The 23,830-nt window shown below is 58.3% G+C and carries 19 protein-coding genes and 2 pseudogenes; 6 read left to right on the top strand and 15 right to left on the bottom strand.

Annotation, left to right across the window (positions count from 1 at the left end):
- A pseudogene (locus VEZ38_RS07875) lies at positions 1 to 298 on the top strand (hypothetical protein); the annotation flags it as partial.
- A gap of 206 nt (positions 299 to 504) precedes the next feature.
- Here VEZ38_RS07875 and hemL read toward each other — a convergent pair.
- Positions 505 to 1,803, bottom strand: a complete 1,299-nt coding sequence (gene hemL, locus VEZ38_RS07870) for a glutamate-1-semialdehyde 2,1-aminomutase (RefSeq protein ID WP_324892800.1) — start codon at positions 1,801 to 1,803, stop codon at positions 505 to 507.
- A 76-nt stretch (positions 1,804 to 1,879) separates the two neighbouring features.
- Here hemL and VEZ38_RS07865 point away from each other — a divergent pair, with 76 nt between their 5' ends.
- Positions 1,880 to 2,548: a Crp/Fnr family transcriptional regulator gene (locus tag VEZ38_RS07865; RefSeq protein WP_324892799.1), complete on the top strand. Its 669-nt coding sequence runs from the start codon at positions 1,880 to 1,882 to the stop codon at positions 2,546 to 2,548.
- Here the strand turns inward: VEZ38_RS07865 and hemG are convergent.
- The 12 genes from hemG to VEZ38_RS07805 form a co-directional block, all read right to left on the bottom strand.
- Positions 2,526 to 3,953 carry a protoporphyrinogen oxidase gene (hemG, locus tag VEZ38_RS07860; protein WP_324892798.1) on the bottom strand — a complete coding sequence of 476 codons (1,428 nt, stop codon included), beginning with the start codon at positions 3,951 to 3,953 and terminating at the stop codon, positions 2,526 to 2,528. The two genes, VEZ38_RS07865 and hemG, sit on opposite strands and share 23 nt — an antisense overlap.
- Before the next feature lies 1 nt (position 3,954).
- Positions 3,955 to 4,923 (bottom strand): ferrochelatase, encoded by a 969-nt coding sequence (gene hemH / locus VEZ38_RS07855; RefSeq protein ID WP_324892797.1) that lies wholly within the window; start codon positions 4,921 to 4,923, stop codon positions 3,955 to 3,957.
- Positions 4,920 to 5,975 (bottom strand): uroporphyrinogen decarboxylase, encoded by a 1,056-nt coding sequence (gene hemE, locus VEZ38_RS07850; RefSeq protein ID WP_324892796.1) that lies wholly within the window; start codon positions 5,973 to 5,975, stop codon positions 4,920 to 4,922. Before hemE ends, hemH begins: the two co-directional genes overlap by 4 nt.
- On the bottom strand, positions 5,976 to 6,974 hold the full coding sequence (gene hemB / locus VEZ38_RS07845; RefSeq protein WP_324892795.1) for a porphobilinogen synthase: 999 nt from the start codon (positions 6,972 to 6,974) through the stop codon (positions 5,976 to 5,978).
- A complete protein-coding gene (gene cobA, locus VEZ38_RS07840) occupies positions 6,975 to 8,531 on the bottom strand; it encodes a uroporphyrinogen-III C-methyltransferase (protein ID WP_324892794.1) in 1,557 nt (518 codons plus the stop codon). It abuts the gene before it with no gap.
- A gap of 2 nt (positions 8,532 to 8,533) precedes the next feature.
- Positions 8,534 to 9,469, bottom strand: coding sequence for a hydroxymethylbilane synthase (hemC, locus tag VEZ38_RS07835; RefSeq protein ID WP_324892801.1), 936 nt, complete (start codon positions 9,467 to 9,469; stop codon positions 8,534 to 8,536).
- 52 nt (positions 9,470 to 9,521) lie between these two features.
- Positions 9,522 to 10,184 carry a bifunctional precorrin-2 dehydrogenase/sirohydrochlorin ferrochelatase gene (locus VEZ38_RS07830; RefSeq protein WP_324892793.1) on the bottom strand — a complete coding sequence of 221 codons (663 nt, stop codon included), beginning with the start codon at positions 10,182 to 10,184 and terminating at the stop codon, positions 9,522 to 9,524.
- A 15-nt stretch (positions 10,185 to 10,199) separates the two neighbouring features.
- Complete coding sequence (ccsA, locus tag VEZ38_RS07825; protein ID WP_324892792.1) at positions 10,200 to 11,021, bottom strand: cytochrome c biogenesis protein CcsA; 822 nt, start codon at positions 11,019 to 11,021, stop codon at positions 10,200 to 10,202.
- A 33-nt stretch (positions 11,022 to 11,054) separates the two neighbouring features.
- On the bottom strand, positions 11,055 to 12,416 hold the full coding sequence (hemA, locus tag VEZ38_RS07820) for a glutamyl-tRNA reductase (protein WP_324892791.1): 1,362 nt from the start codon (positions 12,414 to 12,416) through the stop codon (positions 11,055 to 11,057).
- Between the two features lie 149 nt (positions 12,417 to 12,565).
- On the bottom strand, positions 12,566 to 13,084 hold the full coding sequence (locus VEZ38_RS07815; RefSeq protein ID WP_324892790.1) for an S-adenosylmethionine decarboxylase: 519 nt from the start codon (positions 13,082 to 13,084) through the stop codon (positions 12,566 to 12,568).
- A gap of 108 nt (positions 13,085 to 13,192) precedes the next feature.
- A complete protein-coding gene (gene speD, locus VEZ38_RS07810) occupies positions 13,193 to 13,597 on the bottom strand; it encodes an adenosylmethionine decarboxylase (RefSeq protein ID WP_324892789.1) in 405 nt (134 codons plus the stop codon).
- Between the two features lie 334 nt (positions 13,598 to 13,931).
- Complete coding sequence (locus VEZ38_RS07805) at positions 13,932 to 14,522, bottom strand: non-ribosomal peptide synthetase module (RefSeq protein WP_324892788.1); 591 nt, start codon at positions 14,520 to 14,522, stop codon at positions 13,932 to 13,934.
- A gap of 336 nt (positions 14,523 to 14,858) precedes the next feature.
- On the opposite strand from VEZ38_RS07805, the gene VEZ38_RS07800 reads away from it, so the two are divergent.
- From VEZ38_RS07800 to VEZ38_RS07785, 4 genes are all read left to right on the top strand, one after another.
- The gene (locus tag VEZ38_RS07800) at positions 14,859 to 17,180 is read left to right on the top strand and encodes a helix-turn-helix domain-containing protein (RefSeq protein WP_324892787.1); all 2,322 of its coding nucleotides are present in this window, start codon (positions 14,859 to 14,861) and stop codon (positions 17,178 to 17,180) included.
- Between the two features lie 333 nt (positions 17,181 to 17,513).
- Positions 17,514 to 18,371 (top strand): ABC transporter permease subunit, encoded by an 858-nt coding sequence (locus VEZ38_RS07795; RefSeq protein ID WP_324892786.1) that lies wholly within the window; start codon positions 17,514 to 17,516, stop codon positions 18,369 to 18,371.
- Between the two features lie 16 nt (positions 18,372 to 18,387).
- Positions 18,388 to 19,278, top strand: coding sequence for a carbohydrate ABC transporter permease (locus tag VEZ38_RS07790; protein WP_324892785.1), 891 nt, complete (start codon positions 18,388 to 18,390; stop codon positions 19,276 to 19,278).
- 133 nt (positions 19,279 to 19,411) lie between these two features.
- Positions 19,412 to 20,980: an ABC transporter substrate-binding protein gene (locus tag VEZ38_RS07785; RefSeq protein WP_324892784.1), complete on the top strand. Its 1,569-nt coding sequence runs from the start codon at positions 19,412 to 19,414 to the stop codon at positions 20,978 to 20,980.
- Between the two features lie 74 nt (positions 20,981 to 21,054).
- Here the strand turns inward: VEZ38_RS07785 and VEZ38_RS07780 are convergent, their stop codons facing one another.
- Together VEZ38_RS07780 and VEZ38_RS07775 are read right to left on the bottom strand one after the other, a co-directional pair.
- A complete protein-coding gene (locus VEZ38_RS07780; protein WP_324892783.1) occupies positions 21,055 to 23,409 on the bottom strand; it encodes a helix-turn-helix domain-containing protein in 2,355 nt (784 codons plus the stop codon).
- Positions 23,410 to 23,583: 174 nt separating this feature from the next.
- Positions 23,584 to 23,830 (bottom strand): annotated as a pseudogene (locus VEZ38_RS07775) (YihA family ribosome biogenesis GTP-binding protein); the annotation flags it as partial.

Genomic DNA, 23,830 nt, shown 5'->3' with positions numbered 1-23,830 from the left:
GAAGCCGGGCACGAAGGAAGCGACGACGGACGGCATCCGAAGAATGCTGGCGAGGGCTGCCCGCGCCGGAGCGGCCGCGACGTGGCTCAGCGGCTGGAAGAAATGTCCCGAAGCGCTAAACGAAGGTTTCCGAGGCGCTCGTCGGTGGTTAAACCGTACGTTCCATGGGCTGCGGTCGAAGTATTTGCAAAGCTATCTCCACGAATATTGCTTCCGTTGGAACTTGGCCGCGCGAGGCGCCTCGGCTTGGGAAGAATGGATGGCGCTATGTACGGCCCGTAACGTTCAAGCCGTATAATATCGAACGTCTTCATACGCAGACGAGCATTTTCCTCGGAGAAGGTACGGCTTTATATATAAATGGTATAACGGTGTGTGCATCTGAGGTAAGGGTTACAGGCGGGAAAGAAGCCCGCACCCCGCACCCCTTGCCAACGAGGGGAAACCGCGCGGAGAAAAATAAAGCACGCCGACGGGAGTTCCCGCCGGCGCGCGCAATCGTCGTTATTCCGCCTGTAAGGCTTTATCGAACGCATCGATCGTCCGGTCGATATCTTCGTCCGTATGCGCGAGCGATACGAACATGCCCTCGAATTGCGAAGGCGCGATGCTGACCCCGCTGTCAAGCAAGCGGCCGAAGACGCGGCTGAATCGCAGCAGGTCGGACGTCTTCGCGGTCGCGTAATCGATGACTGCCGCATCGGTGAAGAACGGGCAAACCATCGAACCGACGCGATTGATCGTCGACGGGATGCCGTACTTGGCGGCGCAGCTCGCCAAACCCGCTTCGAGCCTCGCGGATTTGCGCTCCAATTCTTCATATACGCCCGGGCGCCCCAACAGTCGAAGCGTCGTGATGCCCGCCGCCATGGCGAGCGGATTGCCCGAGAGCGTGCCCGCTTGGTAAATCGGTCCGCTAGGCGCAATCTTCTCCATAATATCCCGGCGCCCGCCGTACGCTCCGACCGGCAGGCCGCCGCCGATCACTTTGCCCATGCAGGTCAAGTCCGGCGTTATGCCGTACAAGCCTTGGGCCGAGTGCAGGTGAACCCGGAAGCCTGTCATGACCTCGTCGAAGATGAGCAGCGCCCCGTGTCGAGTCGTAATCGCCCGAACTTCCTCGAGGAAACCGGGCAGCGGCGGAACGACGCCCATATTGCCGCCGACCGGCTCGACGATGACGGCGGCCAGCTGCTCCCCGTATTTCTCGAAGGCCAGACGGAGCGATTCGACGTCGTTATACGGCACGGTGATCGTATGCTCCGCCACGCCCTCGGGTACGCCGGGGCTGTCGGGCAGGCCGAGCGTCGCGACGCCGGAGCCCGCCTTGATCAGCAGCGCGTCCGCATGCCCGTGGTAGCTGCCCTCGAATTTCAAAATTTTCGATCGGTTCGTATAGCCTCGGGCGAGCCGGAGCGCGCTCATCGTCGCTTCCGTGCCGGAGTTGACCATGCGCACCACTTCGACGGAAGGCATCCGCTCGCAGACGAGCGCGGCCATTTCCGTCTCCCGTTCGGTGGGGGCGCCGAAGCTCGTCCCCCGCGCCGCCGCTTCGCCGATCGCCGCCAGCACCTCCGGATGCGCGTGTCCCAGAATGAGCGGCCCCCACGATCCGACGTAGTCGATATATTCGTTCCCGTCGATATCGTAGATGCGAGAGCCTTGGCCCCGTTCCACGAAAAACGGCGCCCCCCCTACCGAGCGGAACGCCCGCACCGGCGAGTTTACCCCGCCCGGGATGATGCGGCGTGCCTGTTCGAATGCAGCTTCCGACCGTGTCGTAACGCGTTTTTGACCGCTCATGCCGAAATCCACCTATCCTTTCCTAAACCGCCTATGGTAAAATGAATTGACTTCCCAAACAGAGGAGAGCCTTCCTATGTTATCCCTTTTACATCAGGTTCCGTTATTTAAACATCTCTCCGAGGATCAACTGACCCGTCTTTCGGAAATTTGCAACCGCAAAGGCTTCAAAGCCGGCACGGTGCTGTTTCGAGAGAAGGAGCCGGGCGATGTGTTCTATATTATCGTGTCCGGTTCGGTCAAGGTGTTCACGTCCAATGCGGGCGGGGAAGAAAAAATATTGTCCGTCTTTCAAGCCGGCGATAACTTCGGCGAGCTGTCGCTGATCGACGGCAAGCCCAGATCGGCGAGCGCGCAGGTGCTCGAGGACAGCATGTTCTTAACGTTGCGCGGCTCGGAATTTTTACAGCTGCTCAAGTCCCACCCGGATATGTCCCTCTCCATCATGCAGGAGCTGTGCCGCCGCATCCGGGAGACCAACGATCACGTATACGACTTAACATTCGTGGACGCCCGGACGCGCGTGCTGAAAAATTTGATCATCTTCGCGAACAAGAACGGCATCCGCAGCGGCAACGTCATCAATATACGTATCGCGCTCAATTTCGACGAGCTGGCCCGTATGGCCGGCGTGACGAAGTCGGTGCTCATGGAGGTCATTCGCGACCTCGAGCGCATCCAAATTTTGAACTCGACGCCGCACGGCTTTTCCTTAGACTTGTCTAAGCTTCGCGGCGGCGGATGAACGCCGCCGCCTGCTCCGCCGCTTGCTTCCCTTGGTGGATGCAATCCGGCAGCCCCACTCCTTCCAATCCCGCCCCCGCCGCGAACACGCCGGGGGCTTTCGTACGTAACCCCTCTCGGAGCGTATGTACCCGATCGAGGTGACCGACCTCGTATTGCGGCATAGACCGCGGGAGGCGCGTCACATCCGAAAACTCGGGTTCCGCCGCGATGCCCACGAGCTCGGCGACTTCGCGCCGAACGGCGGCCACGAGCGCGTCGTCGCTCATGGATTGCCACCGGTCGTCGTCGATGCGGCCGACGTAACAGCGAATCAGCACGCGATCCTCCGGCGCCGTGTGCAGCCATTTCGACGATGTCCACGTGCAGGCGGTGATCAACCTCCCCTCCGTCCGGGGTACGACGAAGCCGGCTCCGTCGAGCGGCACGGTCACTTGCTCGCGCCGATACGCGAGTACGACGTTCGCGACCGACGCGTACGCCATATCGCGGAAAACCCCCGCCTCGGGAACGTCCGGGAGCAGCCGACCGAGCTCCGAAACCGGCGTGGTGACGACGACGGCATCGGCTAGGAGCGCGTCTCCGTTTTCGAGCGTTACGACGGCGCCGCCAGTGCCATCCCGCGGCGTCACGGAACGGACCGGCTTCCCCGTAAGCACGACCGCCCCTTCTTCCTCGAGCGCCGCCTCGAGGCGCTCGATCAACGTGGACAAGCCGTTCCGGTAGCTGAGGAACGCGCTCCCCCTCGCATGCGGGGGGAGATGGTCCTCGCCCGCCGCGCCGCGGGCCAGACCGACCATGAGGCTTCGATATTTTCGTTCCGCCGCGCGGAACTGCGGGAAGGTGGCGAGCAAGCTCAACCGATCCGCATCGCCTGCATAGATGCCCGACAATAACGGTTCCGCGACGAAGTCGACCACCTGATCGCCGAGCCGCCGCCGAAGGAAACCGCCCAACGATTCGTCGGCGTCGCCCCGCGCCGCGGGGAGCACCCAATCCAATGCCGCCCGCAGCTTTCCCGGCCAGCCGATCAGCTTGCTCGCGACGAAAGGCTTCCAATCCGTCGGCACGCCGAGCACGAGTCCCGGGGGGATGCGATGCAGCTGCCCGCCTCGCAAGATGTATGTTTTTCTCGTCGCGGGATTCAGGGCGACAAGCTCGCCTTCGATGCCCAGTTCGCGCGAAAGATCGATGATCGGCCGTTTCCGCGCGAGGAACGAATCCGGTCCGCGCTCGATCACGAAGCCGTCCCTGCGCATCGTTCGAATTTTTCCGCCGAGCCGCTCGCCGCCTTCGATCAGCGTCACCTTGGGCTCGATCCCTTCGCGCCTGGCCAGCCGCGCCGCGTAATACGCGGCCGAGAGGCCGGTAATGCCGCCGCCGACGACGACAATGTTCTTTTCCATCTTAGGAACCTTCCTCTAACGCCGTCGTCTTCGAGCGAACGACATCGGACAACGTCTCCATGTAGAGCGGCTCCGTATTCAACATCTCGGTGCGCTCCAGATGCATGCCGAGCTTGCCCGCAAGCGCCTGTGCTTCGATATCGAGGTCGTACAGCACCTCGAGATGATCGGAGACGAAGCCGATCGGGCAGACGAGCGCATAATCGACGCCTTCCTCCGCATGAAGCCGCTCCAGCTCTTCGAGCACGTCGGGCCCGAGCCATTTCTCCCCGGTTTGTCCCGCGCTCTGCCATGCGAACTGCCACTGTTCGATGCCCGTTCGTTCCGCGATCGCGCGGGACGTCTCGAGCAGCTGCTCGGGGTAAGGATCCTTCATGTCCAAAATGCGTTCCGGCAAGCTATGCGCCGTAAACAGCACTTTCACTTCCTCCGGATCGACCTCGGCGAAGCGGGCGAGCGCCCGCTCCACCCGCACGGAAAGCGCCTCGATCAGCTTTGGATGCAGGTGATAGCTTTCGACGAACGCCATGGCGACGCCGGCTTCCTCCGCGGCGGCTTGCGCGCGCTTCACGTAGCTTCCGATGCTCATAACAGAATAATGCGGCGCGAGCACGACGCCGACCGCCCGCGTGATGCCGTCCGCGGCCATCGCCTTCACGCCGTCTTCGATGAACGGGGCGGCGTGCTTTAAGCCTTGGTAACAAACGTACGTCGTTCCGTCGGCCGCTTCGCGGTCGAGCGTCGCCTGCAGCGCCGCCACCTGCGCGTCGGTATTGCGGCGCAGCGGAAAGAACCCGCCTACGATGGCGTCGTAGCGCCGCACCAGGTCGTTCAGCTGTTCCGGCGTCGGAGGACGCCCCCTGCGAATATGCGTGTAATACGCCTCGACCTGGTCCAAGCTCTCCGGCGTACCGTACGACATAACGAGCACGCCGACCGCGTTGGGGCCGTACTTTGCGGCGCTGGTCATCCTTGCACGCTCCTTTGGCGCTCTTCGGAATACCGGTGCACGAATTCCGTCAGCAGCTTCAGCTTATCGAGCGACGCCTCGGGGAAAAGTCCATGGCCTAGATTGAAAATGTACCCCGGCGCCTCCATGCCTTCGTCGAGGATGGCGGCCGCTTGCGCTTCGATTACCTGCTGCGGCGCCGTAAGCACATATGGGTCTAAGTTGCCCTGGACCGCGAACCGCTCGCCGAGGCGCCGGCGCCCTTCCCGAACGGATACGCGCCAATCGAGGCCGATCACGTCCGCCTGCAAGCCACCCAGGTATGGCAATAGCTCGCCCGACGCGACGCCCGGGAAATAAATTTTCGCCTGCGGCAAGTCGGACAGCTCGCGGAAAATTCGCTCGATGACGGGCAACACATATACGCGGAAATCGCGCGGCGACAGCGCGCCGACCCAGCTGTCGAACAGCTGCACCGCCTTCGCGCCGTTCGCGGCTTGCGCCCGCACATAGGCGATCACCATGTCGCCGAGTTTATTCATCAACGCGTGCCAGACGTCCGGCTCGGAATACATCATCGTTTTCGTTAAAATATAGCTCTTCGACGGCCTGCCTTCGATCAGGTAGCTCGCGATCGTGAACGGCGAGCCCGCGAACGTGATGAGCGGCACGCGCAGCTCCCGGTCTAAAATGCGGATCGTCTTTAAAATATGGGACAGGTCGCCCTCTACGTCGATCGGGCGGAGCGCCTCCACGTCCGCGCGGGAACGGATCGGATTATGGATCACCGGTCCGACGTTCTTGACGATGTCGAAGTCGATGCCGATCGAGGCGACCGGATTCATGATATCGGAGTATAGGATCGCCGCGTCGACGCCGAGCTTCTTGACCGGCATTAACGTCACTTCGGCCGCCAGCTCCGGCTGCTCGCATATTTCAAGAAGCGAGTAACGCTCTTTGATCTTGCGATATTCCGGATCGTAGCGTCCCGCCTGCCGCATGTACCAGACCGGCACGCGCTCCGTCGGCTCGCCGCGGCATGCCCGTAGAAACAAATCGTTATATGCATCCATTTAGTGATCTTCCTTTAGCCATCTCGCCGCGTCCTTGGCGTGATACGTAATAATAATGTCGGCGCCCGCGCGCTTCATGCCGGTGAGCGTCTCGAGCACGATCGCCCGTTCGTCGATCCAGCCGTTGGCCGCCGCGGCCTTGACCATGCTGTACTCCGCGCTGGTATTATATGCGACCAGCGGGAGCTCGAACTGCTCGCGCAGCGCCCGAATGACGTCAAGGTAGGCGAGCGCGGGCTTCACCATCAGGAAATCCGCCCCCTCGATGACGTCGGATTCCGCTTCGCGAAGCCCTTCCCGTACGTTGGCGGGGTCCATCTGATACGTCTTTCGATCGCCGAACTGCGGGGCCGAATGCGCCGCATCCCGGAACGGGCCGTAGAAAGCCGACGCGTACTTCACCGAATACGACATGATCGGCACGTGCGAAAGCCCGCTCTCGTCGAGTCCGCTGCGAATCGCCGCGACGAAGCCGTCCATCATGTTGGACGGCGCGATAATATCGGCGCCCGCCTTCGCCTGGGAGACGGCCGTCTTGACGTGCAGCTCGAGCGACGGGTCGTTGACGATTTCCGCGCGGTTCGTATGCGCGCGATGCTCCACGATGCCGCAATGGCCGTGGCTCGTATATTGGCACACGCACGTGTCCGCCACGATCAACAGCTCGGGATCGACCGCCTTCAGCTTGCGAATGGCTTGCTGCACGATGCCGTTCTCGTCGTATGCGGACGAAGCGAGCTCGTCCTTCGCCTCCGGCACGCCGAACAGCAGAACGGAGCGAATGCCCGCCGCGCGCAGGTCGGCGGCCTCCGCCTCCAGCAGATCGAGCGAGAGGTGATAGACGCCGGGCATCGACGGAATTTCGTGTTTGACGTTCGTGCCGGTCGTGACGAAGATCGGGTAAATCAGCTGATCGGCCGTAATCCTTGTTTCCCGGACCAACGCGCGAATCGTCGCGCTGCCCCTTAGTCTTCTATGTCGAACGCGATCGTAACTCATTCACGCGTCTCCTCCGTTCTTGGTTAAGTTGTATGCGATCAGCGCATCCAGCAGGCCGGCGACGCTGGCTTCGGCCGCTTCGGCGACGACCGGAATTCCCGCTTCCTTCGCGGCGGCCGCCGTCACCGGACCGATCGCGAACGCCGGGACGCCGACGAGCGCTTCGGCGGGCCGGTCCCAGCCATGGCGGCGGAGCAGTTCGAGCAGGTTGGACACCGTGGACGAGCTGGTGAAGGTGACGGCGCCAAGCTTGCCGGCCCGCAGCAGCTCCAGCGCCTCCTCCGAGCCTTCCTCGGAAAGCTTCGTCTCATATACGGGCAATTCGTCGACCTGCACCCCCGCCTGTCGCAGCATCGTTGCCAATTGCTCGCGAGCCGTCCGGGCGCGGGGCAGCAGCGCACGCTCCCCCGGCTTTACGAGCGGAAGCAGCGCCTCCGCCAACGCGTCGCCGCGGTACGCCTCGGGCAGCGCCTCGGCGACAAGCCCGCGCGCGAGCAGCGTCTCGGCCGTCTTCGGGCCGACAGCCCCGATGCGAGCCCGGGCGTACCGGCGCACGTCGACCCGAAGGGCGGCGCAGGCGTCCAGGAAGCGTTGTACGCCGTTGGCGCTCGTAAAGAGGAGCCAATCGTACGCTTCCGGCGAGGCGAAGGCGCTCGACGCCGCGTCGACCGGAAGCGGTTCAGTGCGGATGACCGGCCACTCGACGGCCTCCCCGCCCAGGTCGTCGATGCGCGACACGAGCTCGCTCGCTTGCTCCCGCGCGCGCGTCACGAGAATGCGCATGCCGAACAGCGGCTTCTTCTCGAACCATCGAATCTTATCCCGAAGCTTCACGACGTTGCCGACGATGATGACGGCGGGGGAGGAGAAGCCGCTGGCCGCGACCTTGTCGACGATGGTATCCAGCGTGCCGACGAGCGTGCGTTGATCCATCCAGGTGCCCCATCGGATCAGGGCGACCGGCGTCGACGGATTTTTGCCGCCGCGGACGAGCGCTTCGGCGATGTTGCCGATGTTGGCGACGCCCATCAGAAACACCAGCGTGCCCGACGCCTTCGCCAGATGGTCCCAATCCACGCCGCCGTACGTCTTGTTCGGGTATTCGTGGCCGGTGACGATCGAGAAGGACGACGTGAAATCGCGATGCGTCACCGGGATGCCGGCGTACGCGGGGACGGCGATCGCCGACGTGACGCCCGGTATGATCTCGAAGTCGATGCCGTGCTCCGCCAGCTGCTCCGCTTCCTCGCCGACCCTGCCGAACACCGACGGGTCGCCCCCTTTCAGCCGCGTCACGACGCGGCCGGAGCTCGCCAAGTCGACAAGGAGCTGATTGATCTCCTCTTGCCTCAGCATATGCTTGTCCGGCAGCTTCCCGACGAACACTTTCTCCGCGCCCGGCTTCATATGCCGAAGCAGGCTCGGACTCGCCAAGCGATCGTACACGACAACGTCCGCTTTCGCGATCGCCTCCATGCCCCGAACCGTGATCAGCTTCGGATCCCCGGGACCCGCCCCGACCAGAAACACTTTCCCCGCCGGCTTGCTCTCCCCCACGCCTATTCCTCCCTCGCCTCCGCCAATATCGCCGCGGCTCCCCTCGCTAGCAGCGTCTCGCCCAGCGACCTGCCGAGCGCCGCCGGTTCGTCCCCGGACGCCGTCTCGCGAAGCAGCCGCTCGCCGTCCGGCGTCCCGACGAAGCCCGTCAGCGTCACCGTGCGCCCCGACGCGTCGAGCGTCGCATGCGCGCCGATCGGCACCTGGCATCCGCCGTTCAACGTGCCGAGGAACGCCCGCTCCGCCGCGACCGCCGCGGCCGTCCGTTCGTGGTGGTATAGCGAAAACAGCGCCAGCAGCTCCTCGTCGCCTTCCCGGCATTCGAGCGCCAGCGCGCCTTGTCCGACCGCCGGAACGCACACGTCCGCTTCTACCGGCGACGTAATCCGATCGGACCAGCCCATCCGGCGAAGTCCGGCCGAAGCGAGAAGAATCGCGTCGAAATCGCCGTTCTCCAGCCGCCGCAGCCTCGAATCGATATTGCCGCGCAGCGGCTCCACGACGAGGTCCGGGCGCAGAAATTTCATCTGGCTGCTGCGCCGCAGACTGCTTGTCCCCAGCTTTGCGCCCGTCGGAAGCGTCTCGAGCGTCCAGCCGCCTCGCGCGATGAACGCGTCGCGCGGGTCCTCCCGCTCCGGCACGCATCCGATGATAAGCCCTTCCGGCAACGCCGCCGGCATATCCTTCATGCTATGTACGGCGAAGTCGATCTCCCGGTCCATTAACGCTTGCTCGATTTCTTTCACGAAGAGGCCCTTGCCGCCGACCTTCGACAGCGTCACGTCCAAGATGCGATCTCCCTTGGTCACGATCTTTCGCACCTCGAACTCGCATTCGATCCCGTGCCGCCGGCCGACCGAGCGAAGCGCCTCCAGCACTTGATTCGTTTGCGTCAAGGCAAGCGCGCTTTGGCGCGTGCCGACGATCCATTTCCGCATAGTAGTCATCTCTTCCTGCCTTCCTGTTCGGGCGTATCCGGCGCCGCGCGTTTTAGGCCGGCGCCTCCAATATGTGTTGCAGGCGTCGCGCGCAATCGGCCTCGACCGCCTCCGCGGGCTCGCCCGCGGCAAGCCGCGCCAAGCCGTCGAACTCCAGCAGCCGTCCCAGACAAATCAGCTTGCGCTCCGCCTCCGCATCGCTTTCGAGCACGAACTTCCGCAACCGGTCCAGCACCTCGACGTACGCGGCATATTCGGGCCCGTACGCCGACTCCAGCTCTCCGGCGATGCGCCGCGCCAGCTTCGGACTGGCGCCTCCCGTCGTCACCGCCATCACCAGCCGCCCTCTCCGCACGACCGACGGCACGACAAAATCGCCTTCGTCCGCGCCGTACGCCGCGTTGAGCCAGACGCCTTCGCGCCGAGCCTCTTCCCGGACCAACGCGTTCGCGGCGTCGCTATTCGTCGCCGAGAACGCGAGCTGCGCGCCCGCCAAATCCCCCGCGCGGAACGGCCGCCGATGCCAAACGACGCGCCCGTCCGCCGACGCGGCCTCGAGCGCGGGCACGCCGTCCGGCGACACGACGACGACCCGAGCGCCGCAGTCCAGCAGTCCCGCGATTTTGCGCCACCCGATCGGACCGCCGCCGACGACGACGCATAGGGCGTCCGTTACGTCCGCCATGATCGGGTAATACTTCGGATGCTCGCCCATGTCGCTGACGCCTCCTTAGAACCAAGGATGAAAGCCGGAATAATCGTTCGTCACCGCGAAGTTCAGCAGCAGCAACAGGAACGCGAGGACGTTCCACGCCGCCAGCTTACGACCGGGGGCGCGCATGCGGTACTTCAGCACGAACATCCAGCCGTATACCGCTAGAATGAGCGCGGTCGCGTACAGCTTCACATCGGCGAACAACGACGGCAACGAATTTTCGAGCCCGAGCCACACCGCGCCGAGCGACAGCGACAAAATCAAAGTCGGGGTGCCCACGAGCGCCGCGTTCATCGCGAATCGCTCCAGCGCCTCGAGGCTGGGCAAGCGGCGCAGCGCCAGCGTCCACCGCTTCTGCTTCAGCCGCAGCTGCAAAAACAAGTATGCGCCCGAGAGAATCGCGGACAACGCGAACGCCGCGTAGCTGGATATCGCCAGCGCGACGTGAAGCGAGAGCAAGCCGTTCGACAGCTCGAGACGCACCGGCGCGACCCCGGGGTCCGCCATCAAATTCAATACCAACACCGTAAAGCCGAACACGTTCACGAAAAACACGACGAATTGCAAGGCGAAAAAACGGCTCGCCACGAGCGATGCGGTGACGAGCAGCCACGAGAAGAAAAACAACGTCTCGAATTTCGTAAAGACGGGGATATAGCGATGCTCGTACATGCGCACGAAAAAAAACAACGTCTGGAGCACCCAGACAAACACAAGCAGCCCTTCGCCCATCCGCTTCGCGCCGTCGTTCTTCGCAACGGCGTCCGAAAAGTAAAACAGAAGGCTCAGGGCATATATATAAATAATGATATCGTACAACCAAAATTTCGTTACCATCGAGACCCGGACACCTCCTGCAGCACGACCGCTTTACGCCAACGTCAAGCTGCCGTGCTGCAGAGGGCGCCGCTCTTCGCGTTCGGACGTCGCCGCCGCGGCATCGGCCTTCTCCGACGGGGCGCCGAGCGCCGCTTCCAAAGCGAACAGCTTCGTAAAATATTCGAGCGCCTCGTCCCCGTGCCGTTCCGGCGCCATCTCCTTCACCCGTTGAATCGGCTCGTGCATCATCTGGTTCAACATGCTCTTCGTCAGCTTATGAATAATCTTGAGCTCATGCTCGGTTAAATCCGGAAGCTTGTTTCGCATGCTCTCCATCGTCTCTTGATGAATATCCTTCGCCTTCTCCTGCAGCGCGCGAATGACCGGTCCGACGCCGAGCGAACGGTACCACTGATCGAACGCGGCGAGTTCGTCCGCGATCATCGCCTCGATCTTCTCGGACTCGCGGCGCCGCAGCTCCAAATTCGTCTCGACGATGCCTTCGAGATCGTCGATATCGTACAAGTACACGTTGCCGACGTCATGGATGTCGGGCGCCAAATCTCTCGGCACCGCGATGTCGATCATAAACATCGGCCGGGACGGACGAGCCCGCATCGCGGCCTCGACGTCCGCCTTGGAGAGAATCGTCTCCCTCGATCCGGTCGAGGAGATGACGACGTCCGCCTCGGCGAGCAGCGCCGGCAGCGCGTCGAACGGATGTGCTTGTCCGCCGAAGCGCGCCGCGAGCTCCTCCGCGCGAGCCAGCGTGCGGTTCGTAACGTCGATGCGCTCGGCGCCGCTCGCGAACAGATGCTTCACGGTAAGCTCGCTCATCTTGCCGGCGCCGACAATCAGCACGCGCTTCCCGCGGTACGAGCCAAAGATGCGCTTGCCCAGCTCGATCGCGGCATAGGATACCGACACGGCGTTCTCCCCGATGCCGGTTTCCGCATGTGCTTTCTTTGCGGTCGTGACGGCCGCCTTGAACAGCGCGTTGAAGATCGTGCCCGTCGTTCCTTCCCGCTGCGCCAGCAGGAACGCGTCGCGAACCTGACCTAAAATTTGGGTTTCCCCGATCACCATGGAATCGAGGCCGCAAGCGACGCGGAACAAATGCCGCTTCGCCGCCTCGTCCTCGTGCGTATATAAGTACGGCGCGAACTCGTCTTTCGACATGCCGAACCAAGCGGCCATAAAGTTTCGGACATGCTGCGGGCAGAAATGATCCCGATCGACGACCGCGTACAACTCGGTACGGTTGCAAGTGGCGACGATGACACCCTCGAGCACGCTCTTCCAGCGCTTCAGTTCCCGAACCGCCTCCGAAAGCCGCTCCGGCGCGATCGCAAAGCGTTCCCGAACCTCGACGGGCGCCGTGCGATAGTTTAGCCCGACAACGATGATGTGCATCTCTCCACCACCTTCTACTTTATAATAATTCTAAACAAGAATATCATACATTGCATTATATCACAATTCGACAGGCTTCGCTCAAAGCAAAAATGACGAAATCTTGAAAGTAGTTTTCCCGTTTCGAAAGCCCCGAATACCCGACGCCGTTACTCGCCTTGCAAAATGTTCAAGATTCGCTCGTCCGCCGCGCGAATGCGTTCCGCCGCGGCGGCGTCCAGGCGTCCGTCCTCCCCGAACAACGCCGCATAGCCGTCGTACAGCTCCGTAATGAACGGACTTGCGGCGGCGAGCCGTTCGGCCTCCTCCGGCTTCAGCCGGCGCTCCCCGCCGATCTGCAATCGCACGAGCAGCTCCACGAGCGCCGAGGCGCTGCGCAGCTCCGGCACCCCGTCGCCGGCCGCCCGCGCCAGCCGTCCGTGCGTAAATTCGACCGAATACGCCGACTGCTTCAACCCGTCCAGCTCGCCGGTCGTCGACGCGCGCGACGCTTCCGACGCATATCCCGCGAGCAGCTCCACCTGAAACAAAGAAGCTTCGTACAGCATTCGCTTCGCGTCCGCAAGCGTCTCGCCGCCCCGGCCGAACGCAGCGATCCACTGGACGAGCGTGACGAGCGCCATCGCGCCCACGACCGTCCAGAGGAGCAATCTCGGTCCTCTTCGCATTCCCCCGCCTCCCGGCACGTCGTTCTCGTTATGTACATCCTATGGGGGCGCGGACAAATAAATGACCATGGGCGCGAACCGCCCATGGTCTCATCGTCGTCTCGATATTTACTTCGCGGCCAACGCCGCCGTCTTCATGGCCGGCTCCACGACCTGCAGTTCGCCGAGTCCGCGGATCAGCTTCTTCGCATGCGTCGTCTCCGGCTTCAATACGTCTACCAGATAATCGATCGCCACTTGAGGATCGACCGTCTCGCCGCAGGTGTAGCAATCGATCGCGGCAAAACCCTTCTCAGGATACGTGTGGATCGAGAGGTGGCTCTCCGATAAGAGCACAAGTACTGTCGCGCCTTGGGGTTCGAACTGCTTCGCTTGCACGGACAATACGCAAGCGCCGCTCGCTTCCGCCGCTTCGACCAACTGGGATTGCAGCCATTCCGCGTTGTTGAGCTTCTCGAAGTCTACGCCCCAAGTGTCAACGGCAACATGTCTACCGAAAGTCGAGTATTCCATCTTTCGGGTTCCCCCTTCCTAGGAATAAAATGTGTAACCAAATTTCATCCGCTAGGACCTACGTCATTCACTGCTCTAGGGGATCAATCTCGCGATAATCCATATCCTGAGTGAATCCTGGTTCCTATTAATTTTTCAACGATGTTAAAAGTAACATCATTCGTAACGAAATGCAATACTTTTTTTAGGGAAAACGACCCGACCGCGCAATCTTAATATTTCGCGGCGGCGTCGCCCCCAGCATATGCGGCGATAACGCGCCTTGCGCTTGTTCCGCCCGCTTTTTCCGAAAAGACGCATGAAAAAACCCGCTCCAAGATGGAGCGGGTGACGTTTACGCTTCTAGCGCGAACAACCGATTGGACAACCGCCGCAGCTCCGCGTCGATGAAGTCCGTCTCCGAACGAACGCCGCTGGCGTTGCGCCGATCGAGCAGCTCGTTAATTTCCAGCTTCACGACTTGAATCTCGGCTTCGACGTTGACGCTTTGGAACTGCTTCAACAGTTCGCCTGCCGTATCCTTGTACTCGTACACGAGCCGTTCGCCGCGCTGCGTCAGCTCCGTAATCCGAACGACCGCGCCGGCGAGATAGTGATACTGTACCGTATGGTACTCATAAATCCGATTGACGACGGCATCGCCCTTGAACTGCGCCACCGCCTTGCGCATCGCGTTCGCGATCCGAAGATCGGTGAACCGGCACGAGCCTTCCAAGACGTACTTGCCGAGTCGACGCTCGAACGTCAACGTCAGCGCATCCGGTCCGGACGCGTTCTCGATAACAACCTCCTGGTCGCCGTGATCGAGCACCTTCACTTTAAAGAGCAAATTATGACTTTGGAACATTTGGAACATTTGGGATAATTGAGCTTCATCTAAGACCAGACAGGTTTTGACGTATTCGGTCGCTAACCGCTGAGCCATACTAAGGATCTCCTCAATTCATCAAGGTTAGGAAACGCAGGTTTCGGTCCCCGTAATTACATTATACACCATAGCGAAAAGGGAATGCCCGCGCTCCGCTCTTGAATTTCGGGCAAAAACCGAGAAATTCCGGGATATTGCCAGCGGAGGCAAGAAAATCGTATGGCATCCTCGCTTTCGTGCGGGGCGTTCTCCGTTTCCTCGCCATCCTTTCGGAAAAATGAAACGCCTCGCTTCAGATATTGCACCTGCCCAAGCAATCGACTTGCGCGCACATTCGAAAACGTTTACAACTATATATGATCGAACATATTTAGGCTCAAGGAGCATATTAAATTGAAGACATTCAGTTTCTTCGCTTCCAAAAAATACTTTCAGCGCGTGTTGTTTTCGATTATGCTCGCGATGGCGCTCATATTGATCGGCCTGTCGGTCGCGAATACCTATGTGTTGGAACGTTCGGTCAACGACATGCAGGAACATTCCAATATGAAGGTACTGACGCAGATCCAATATAACCAGATCAATATGAACGAAATGATGACCCAGCTTTCGACGTTCACGTACAAAGATCCGTATCTCGGTCCCCTCCTGTTCTCGAAGCCTTCCGAGATGGAATACATTCGCGGATATATGAAGATGCGTCAATTAATGGAAAGCTCTTCGTTCCTTCAGAACATAGCTATCTACAACGCGCCCGAGAATGAGCTGTATGGCTCCTCCACCGACTTCTTGATCGACGGAGGCGTTACGAAAAACAGACTTAGCCGTTGGCTGCTTCAACAGACGCAGCCGCACCCGACTTCCCGGCTTATCCCCGTCAGCGACGAGGAAGGCGACAATCGCATCTTGGCGTTCGCTTTTATCGTGACCGATTCGTATTTGCCCTTCGACGGAACGGAGTCGGCCATCATTTTCTTCGTCCGTTCGGAATGGGTGTTCGACAGTCTGCAACAAATCAACGGCGCCGGCGCCGAGGATCGCGGCGACATCTATATTCGGACGTACGACGGCCGACTTTACGCGGGGGAGGAGCAGTCGCGAAACGAACGAATCGATCCGGCGCGTCTCGCTGCTCTCGTCGAGCGGGATAAAGCGGACTTTGGAAGGCCTTCCGGCTTCGTCGTCGGAAACACGGGCGAAAGCAAAAGCATGGTCACTTATATGGAAGGAATCGGGGAGTGGACGATCCTGTACGTGCAGCCGTACGAACTTGTCATGAAGGGCGTTACGGACTCGCGTACGAAATCCCTCTTGCTCTCCGGCGCGTTCCTACTGCTGGCCATGTGCGTGTCCATCTGGTTGTCTTATAAGCTTTACGATCCCATCGAGGCGATGCTTCGGCGGTTGCATCCGATCGTGGCGGACGGCCGTCAGCACGCGGCGGTATCCGGAACCGAATTGGATGCGATGAGCGACAATGTCCTCCGGCTCTCGGAGACGCTTAAGGAGATCAGCTCCGAGCAAATCGTGACCAAATATTACATTCGGGTATTTCTGACGGATAGCCTGTTGTTTTCGCATGCCGAGATGCATCGAACGATCGAAAAGCACCGCCTGAACATCTCCGCCGACCGCCCGGTATCGGTTTGCGTGCTCCGCATCGATCGGTTCGCCGTATATGATCGCAACTTCTCGGCATCCGCCAAGAAGTTATATAGCTTCGCGATCGTCAATATCGCGCAGGAAATCATGTCCCGTTCGTTCCCGTGCGAGGCGGTCGACCTTCAGGCGAACCACGTCGCGCTCATCGTTTCGAATCCCGACCAGTCGTCGACGTTCGAGCGGGTGAAGTCGCAACTTCGGGACATCCAAGGGACGATCGAGCAGTATTACGGCATCTCCTTATCGTGCGGAATCAGCGACGCCGTCGCCGACTTGACCAGCCTTTCCGCCGCATACCGTCAAGCGTATCAATTGAGTCTATACGCTTTCGCCGCCGGGTACCGGTCGATCTCGACAACGATCGACGTCCGAGATCACTTGTCGAACGAACAGAAGACGTTGCCGTCGGACCTCGAAAGAAAACTGTCGGAGGCGCTAAAGAAAGGGAATCTTACGGATACCGGCGCCGTGCTGGAGCGGGCGTTCTCCCTGCTGTCGAGGTTCCAATACGACGACATGCGGCGGGCGGTGTCCGACCTCGCTTGGGTCGTAAAAAACACGGCGGCGGACGTATTAAACAATCGGATCGTCTCGATCTCCATCGATTGGGCGCCGCTGGAAAGCATATTTATCGAACAGGAGACGCTGGAAGAAATTTATTTGACGTTTCTAGCGGTTTGCGCATCCATATGCGAAGGGCAACGACCGGCAAGCGCGGAGAGAAACGAATGGATCGCGGACACCGTGAAGCAGCTCATCCAGCGAGAGTATGCGGATCTCAACCTGAGCCAACAATCGATCGCATCGACCGTGAAACTCTCGTCGCCGTATCTCGGGAAACTGTTTAAAGAGATTTGCGGGATTTCGATAACGGAATATATTAATGAAGTCCGGCTTCGACAAGCCCAAGAGCTGCTGCTTCGCACCGACGTCTCGATCTCGGAAATTATGCACAAATGCGGATATGCCAACCAAAGCTACTTCTTCCGTTTATTTAAGGGCAAGTTCGGATGCACGCCGAAGGAATACCGTACGAAGCATTCCATCTCCTGACTGACGAGTTCGTTACAATCGAGGTCGGCTCCTCTCCTGCGCAAGGGGAGGAGCCGGCCTTTTTAACTTTTTTTGTGAAAAAACACATGTATTCGCTTTTTTTACACCTGCGTCAGGCAGTTTTTTGTGAATCGAATTGTTTATTTAGTCCTGCAGCCATGGCATGATGAGGGCAAGACGAAGATGGAGGAGATGGAGATGAGAAAGTTAGAGCCGTCACGACAAGGGATAGACACCAAGAGCAATTCGGTCAAGTCGCAGTCGGCTGTATGGGGCTGGTTCCGATCCGAGTTCCGGCATGTAAAAAAGAATAAGGAGCTTTTAATCCTGGCGTTGCCCGGAATCCTTTTCAAATTCGTGATCGCCTACCTGCCTATGGTCGGATTGGTCTTGGCCTTCAAATATTACAGGTACGATCAAGGGATTTTCGGGAGCAAATGGGTCGGGCTGCAAAATTTCGAGTTTCTTTTCAAAGCGCAAGACGCCTACCGGATCATACGGAACACACTGCTGTACAATTTCACCTACATCATTCTCGGCACGGTGATCGCGCTTATTCTCGCGCTTTTATTAAATGAAGTAACCGGAAGGTTAATTAAGATTTACCAGACGACCCTCTTCCTTCCGTTCTTTATCTCCATGGTGCTTGTGGGATACATCGGGAACGCCTTTCTCGATTATGAAAACGGCTATCTCAACACGCTTCTAGGGTACTTCGGAATGGATCCCATCTATTGGTACCTGGAAACGACGCCTTGGATTTTCATCCTTCCGTTGGTATCGCTCTGGAAAGGGGTCGGCTTCTCTACCTTGGTGTATTATGCCGGCATTACGGGGATCAGCCCTGATTATTACGAAGCGGCAAAGCTGGACGGCGCGACCCGGCTGCAGATGATGACCCGCATTACGCTGCCTTTGCTTAAGCCTCTTGTCATTATTATGTTCATCCTAGGGCTCGGCAATATTTTCCGCGGAGACTTCGGGTTGCACTACTTCTTGCCGAACAACGTAGGGCCTAACTTTCCGACGACCGACGTTATCGATACGTACGTGTACCGAGCGCTGACGAAGCTGGGCGATATTAACTCCGCGGCGGCCGTCGGGTTCCTGCAATCGGTCGTCGGCTTGATCACCGTCGTGTCCGCCAATTATTTGGTACGCAAGGTCGATAAAGACAGCGCTTTATTCTAGAAGGGAGGCGAACCAAGTGGACGCGAAATCAACTCTGCTGCCGAATCTCATCATTAACGCATTCTTTATCGTTGTCTGTTTACTGATCGCCTGCCCGTTCGTCTTGGTCATCTCGATCTCGTTAACGTCGGAGGACAGCTTACGACAGCTGGGGTACCAGTTCATCCCCTCGGAATGGAGCTTCGAGGCGTATCGGATCGTATTCGAGAAGCCGGAGCAGATGCTCCGCTCCTACGGCGTAACGATCTTGGTCACGGTCGTCGGAACGGCCGTCTCGCTATTCCTAACGGCGCTGATGGCATACCCGATCTCTCGAACGGACTTTCGATACAACCGCCCGATAACGTTCTATGTGTTCTTCACCATGCTGTTCAACGGCGGTTTGATACCGTTTTATATCCTGATGACTCAATACCTCCATTTAAAAAATACGCTTGCGGCGTTGATTATCCCCGCGGTAATGAGCCCGTTCAATATCATGATTATGAAAGGGTTCTTGGACAAAATCTCCAAGGAAATCGTCGAATCCGCCAAGATGGACGGCGCGAAGGAGTTTCGAATTTTCCTTCAGATCATCTTGCCTTTATCTACGCCGGCCTTGGCAACCTTGGGACTCTTCATCGCATTCGCCTATTGGAACGAGTGGTACTACGCGATGCTCTTTACGGACAGCGACAAGTTCACGCCGACGCTGCAGCTGCTGCTCGTACGGATTATCCAGCAGGCGGAGTTTTTAGCCAACTCGCCCATGGCGCAGGTCGCGGATAAATTGAGATTCGCGGAGTTTCCGACGCTGTCGGTTCGAATGGCGATGGCCATCGTAGCGGGCGGCCCGATGCTGATCGTGTTCCCGTTCTTCCAGAAATATTTCATCAAAGGCATCACAGTAGGTTCCTTGAAAGGTTAATAGGAACCCTGCCAACATACACAGGCCGGTAATACCGTTCCGAAAAGGAGGTGATGTAAGTCGAGAGGACGATCGGCCTTACTGATTTCCAAATAAAGCGCATATTTGAAAAACAAAATTGGAGGGTTCAGAGATGGTAAAGTTCAAGAGATCCTTTATTCTGCAGCTTTGCTTGCTCCTGGTTGTCGTCAGCATGCTAGCCGCATGCAATAACGCCGGCACGTCCGGGTCGGAAGAGCCGGCGGCCGCGCAAACGGAGACGAAAACAGAGACAACGCAAGAACCTGCAAAGGAAGAACCGAAAGAGCCCGAGCTTCCGGAAGTCAAGTTGACGTTCTTGTACCCGGTCGCCGCACAACCCGGGCCGGATCAACAGCTGGTTAACGACGAAATCAACAAGTATGTGAAGGAGAAAATCAACGCGACCGTCGAATTGGTACCGCTGACTTTCGACGAGTACGAGCCGAAACTGAACGCGATGCTCGCCGCAGGAGAAGCGTTCGACATCGCTTGGAGCTCCAAGGGCTGGTTGGGCAACTATCAGCCTTACATCGACCGAGGCGCTTACCTCGAGCTGACGGACGACATGATTAAGCAATACATGCCCGAAGCACGCGCGAACATTCCCGACAAATTTTGGCCGGATATGCTGGCGGCCGACGGCAAGGTGTACGGTTTCCCGATCTACCAAATCGCCGCGAAGCAAAAGAGCTTCGTCATTCAGAAGCGTTTCCTCGAGAAATACAACTTTGATGTGAGCACGATCCAAACGTACAAAGACATCGAACCGTTCCTGAAGACGCTGAAGGAAAACGAGCCCGACGTCATCCCGTTAGGACTCGCCCAAAACTCTAACGGCTTCTATACGGACCGATCGATTGTCGCGGCCGACGGTTCGCCGGTGGGATACAAGAAGGACGACCCGACCTACAAAATGATTACGCAGCTCGAGTCGTACGAAGCGAAGAAGGAGTATTACCAAACGCTTCGCGCATGGAATCAAGCCGGTTATATCAACAAAGACGCTCCAGTGCTTCAAAACATCAACGACCTGAAAAGCAAGGGCAATGTCGCCGTCGGTATCGAATTCACCTCGAAGCCGGGCGGCGAAATCGGCGAGAAGGCTCAGAACGGCGGGCACGATGTCGTGTACGCACCGATCGCCGACAGCTATTTCACCGGTATCGCCAGCGCGATGCACGTCATTAACAAAAATTCCAAAAACCCGGAACGCGCGATGATGCTGCTGAATCTGCTCAACACAGACAAGTATTTGTACAACTTGATCTGCAACGGAATCGAAGGCAAGCATTATAAGAAAGTCGACGACAAATATATCGAGCCGATCGAAGGGTCGGGCTATGCGCCGAACGGCGATTGGGTCTTCGGCAACCAGTTCAACGCATACCTCAAGCCGGGTCAAGCGCCGGATACGTGGGAAAAGACGATCGAACTGAACAGCAGCGCGGTCGTACCCGTCAGCAACGGCTTCAACTACAGCGAGGAGAACATCAAAGCGGAAATCGCCAACATTAACGCCATCAAGAACGAATACGGCACGGCGCTCGAGACGGGCGCGGTCGACCCGAACACGGTGCTTCCGGAATTCCTGGATAAACTGAAGGCGTCCGGCATCGAGAAGGTCGACGCCGAAATCGAGAAGCAGTGGGAAGAGTTCTTGAAAAATAAGGGCTTGAAATAACCGCATCGCGAAACGGAGCCGCCTCACAGTCTGTAATACGACTGAAGGCGGCTCCTCTCGGTTTCTTGCGGCAATTACGAGTTGATCCCGATCTTCTTCTTCAACCGGTATTCCTTCGGCGTGACGCCGAACGTCTTCTTGAATAGCTTGAAGAAGTTGCTTTCATTCACGAACCCGACAAGCTCCATGATCTCTTTAATGCTGAAATTTTTCGTCTCCAGATACGCTTGCGCGTGCCGAAGTCGAACCTCGTTCAGGTATTCCCCGATCGACACGAACTCGGTCGTCTTGAAGATGCGGCCGACATAAGAAGGGGTCTTATGGAGCATCGCCGCGATGCCCTGCAGGCTGAGATTGCTGTCCTTATAATTCATCTCGATAATTTCCTTGACCGCATCGGTTAATGCGGTATTCCTTTCGTCCCCCAGCCGATTCAACTTCTCGTGAATATCCTTACAAACGGCTTTGAAGACGGAGCGGACTTCCTCGAGCGTTTCCTTTTCCAATATGTCTCTGCTAAGCGTACTCAGATCAACCCGAAGCGAAGTAACCCGATGATTGTTAATGTCTCTTACGGTGGATTTCACGATGTCTACGACATGCAGCATTCCATGCACGATATGATCGTAATGGTATACGCGAATATGATCCAAGATATGATCGACGGCCGTTTCCATCTCATCCAGTCGGTTGGTCCGAATGCTTTCCACCAGCCTCTTTTCCAATTCGACCGGAAAGCTGTACTCGTAATGTTCGAGATGCGTCCGCACCATCTCGGGCATAATGATCGCCCCGTGCCCGAACAACAGCTTATACATGGCGAATTGGATCGCCTCGTCGTATCGCTCCGTAATGTCCACATAGCTGTCGGCTCGGTTGCTGATCGTCATCGACAGCGACAGCTTGTAATATCGCTTGACCACGTCTTGAATGCCTCGCAGAAGGCGTTGCAGTTCCTTCGGCTGTTCCTCCGGCGCATTCGCCTCGTCGCTCACGAGAATGACGATATGATCGCTCTTCATATCCGCGATTTCGCAGCGGATTTTCTCGCGACGCAGCATCTCCTCGGCGATATTGCCGATCGCGAAATAGTATAAGGTTCTTTGATTGTAACTCGAATTTCGAACGAAATCGGCATACCCGTCCACTTTCGCGATAATGAGTCGATACGGTCGGTCCGCGGCGATATTCATCTCGTTGCGTTCCAGGATATTTGCGAACTCCGTTTCGGTCAAGGACGGGCTGTTGGTCACGAGCGTCCGCAAATAATAATTTTTTACGATGTGTCTCTGTTTATCTTGCTCGTTCGACGCCCAATGAAGCTTCTCCATCAGCTCGCTGTACACATTCGCCACGGTCGACAATTCGTCCGCTCCCGAGGAACGGCCCGACACCTCTTCCTCCGGGCGGATGCCGAGCCTGCGGATTAGCATCTCCACCGGTCGATACAGCTTGTGCGCGACCCAAACCGATAACGCGATGGACAACAATAAAATGCCGGCGATGACCATGACGGAAGTATTCCGCATCGCCTGAATGTCTTCCAGCACGATATCGTAAGGCTGGATGCTGACGACGGTCCAGTCGGTTCCCTTAATGCCCATATAGCTGACAAGCAGCTCTTCCGACCCTCCCAACTTCTCGGAAAACGAACCGAAAGTCCCGGTCGCCGTCTTCCCGGTTAACGCGGTACGTAACGCCCCTTCGCTGAACGCAAGTCGGTCGATGCCGGATAAAAGAACGCTGCCGGCGCTATCGACGATGAACGTACTGGAACGGTCCGGTTGGTCGAACCCGCTCACCGCCCGCAAATTTTCGAACAGCCATTCCGGCTTCACGTTCACGACGAGCGCGCTCTCGTTCCTCGTATTGGCCGCGTAGAAATTTTGATAGATCACTAGCGAGAAGAAATCGACCGAACGCTCGTTTCCGCTAAAATTCATCGGTATCAACTGCATGCGCGGCAACTTCTCTTCGCTTCGGAGCAGCTTGACGAGCCCTTCCGTCATCGCGGAATCCGGCTTGCCGACGCTCAACTCGCCGACCGGGTACGTTCGCCCGTCGATCCCGTTGTACACCAGGATGGAGTGAAGGAACGAGGAGGATAAATACGCTTGCTTTAACGTATTCATCGATCGCATCACGGCCATTTCGTCCAGAGCGTTCTGCGAAAGCAACGACCCGATGTTCGGATCCATATACAAAGAAAGAGCCAAGTTTTTCAAAACGTCCGTCATGAATGAAACATTTAACTGGATTTGATTCATCACCTTACGGTCGGCTTCCTCCTGGATCCGAACCGCGTTCCGTTCGGCGTTGAATTGCATCGCGAGGAACGAGAAGAACAGCACGGCCACCATCAAGATCGTCATAGATAACAGCATTCGCAACAAATACTTTTTCGACTTATAAGCCTGTAGGACTTTCATGACGATGATTCCCCTTTCGGAAGTTCTTGGAGTGTCCAAATTTATCTTCTCATATCCGAAAAGCGTTCTTCTACTGTACAATGTGCGAAATGCTGTTTCCCGCTAGAAAGCACAAAAAACCGCTTCCCGTCGTCCGAGGATCGGACGGGAAGCGGCTCGCCGCGATATATTTCCTTAATCGAGTTTCGTTTCGATCCAGCTCCAAAGCTCGTCCTTGCCGAGTCCTTCCTCGGAGGAGAATACGATCAACGGGCGCTCCTTCGAGAGCCCCAGCTTCTCGCGGATGACCTTCGCGTGCATCGGCCGTTTGCCTTTGGGCAGCTTGTCCGCCTTCGTCGCGACGACGCACGTCTCGAGTCCGATGTGGTCGAGCCACTCGCTCATCATGACGTCCTCTGCCGACGGCGGATGACGCAGGTCG

It is taken from the genome of Paenibacillus sp., from assembly GCF_035645235.1.
Taxonomy (GTDB): Bacteria; Bacillota; Bacilli; order Paenibacillales; family YIM-B00363; genus Paenibacillus_AE.
Note: the sequence above shows the minus strand (reverse complement) of the source record. Positions and strands in the feature narration are given on the sequence as shown.